Origin of the sequence: Kitasatospora sp. NPDC058218 (assembly GCF_042882445.1) — a bacterium.
In the GTDB taxonomy this organism is placed as follows: domain Bacteria; phylum Actinomycetota; class Actinomycetes; order Streptomycetales; family Streptomycetaceae; genus Kitasatospora.
Genome location: NZ_JBHVWC010000172.1, coordinates 1 through 1,070 on the forward strand (window position 1 = coordinate 1; position 1,070 = coordinate 1,070).

Here is a 1,070-nt window from a genome sequence, read left to right on the forward strand (position 1 = left end):
GAAGCCGCGGCCGCGACCTGGAAGAAGACCTACGGCCATCATCCGCTCATGGCGTTCGTCGACCACGGCCCGGCCGGGTCCGGGGAGCCGGTGGCAGGCCTACTGAGGCCGGGGAACGCGGGCAGCAACACTGCCGCCGACCACATCGAAGCCACCCGCCTGGCACTGGCCCAGCTGCCGAAGAAGTACCGCCGCGGGCGGCGCACGCTCATCCGCACGGATTCCGGCGGCGGCACCCATGCGTTCGTGAACTGGCTCGCCGCACGCGGGCGGTGGCTGTCCTACTCGGTGGGGATGACCATCACCGACGCGATCCACCAGGCCGTGCTGCTGGTGCCGGTTTCGGCCTGGACGCCGGCGGTCGAGCCCGGCGGCCAGGTCCGCGACGGTGCCTGGGTGGCCGAACTCGCCGGGGACGTTCTCAAGGGCTGGCCTGCGGGGATGCGGCTGATCGTGCGCAAGGAACGGCCGCACCCCGGAGCGCAGTTGCGGTTCACCGACGCGGACGGGATGCGGCTGACCTGCTTCGCCACCAACACCACCAGTACGCCGATCGCCCAGTTGGAGCTGCGGCACCGTCGTCGGGCCAGGGCCGAGGACAGGATCCGTGCCGCCCGCGACACCGGCCTGCGCAACCTCCCCCTCCACGATGCCGCCCAAAACCAGGTCTGGCTGGAGATCGTCCAGCTCGCCCTCGACCTGCTGGCCTGGATGCCGATGCTCGCCCTGACCGGCGATGCGCGGCGATGGGAGCCCAAGCGCCTGCGGCTGCGACTGTTCTCCACCGCCGCCCAGCTCGTCACCACCGGCCGCCGCCGCTACCTCCGCCTCGCCCGCCACTGGCCCTGGACCGACGTGATCACCAACGCGTTCGAGCGTTTGCAGGCCCTGCCGAACCCCGGCTGACCAGCACAACGCCCCACTTCAACGATCATCCCCACCACCCGGAGCCGTGGAACCCGGCGCCCACCCGACGCGATAGCCGGGCCATCGTCCTGCCCACCACCAGCCCCACAAGCCGAAACGGCCCGCCGGATGAACCGACGGACCGTCACGAAAGATCGAGGCTA

1 protein-coding gene is annotated in these 1,070 nt (G+C 71.1%); it reads left to right on the forward strand.

Going from position 1 to position 1,070, the window contains the following annotated elements:
• A partial coding sequence (locus tag ACFVYI_RS42460; RefSeq protein ID WP_387895495.1) for an IS1380 family transposase occupies window positions 1-906 on the forward strand: 906 nt, incomplete at its 5' end.
• Window positions 907-1,070: the final 164 nt, after the last annotated feature.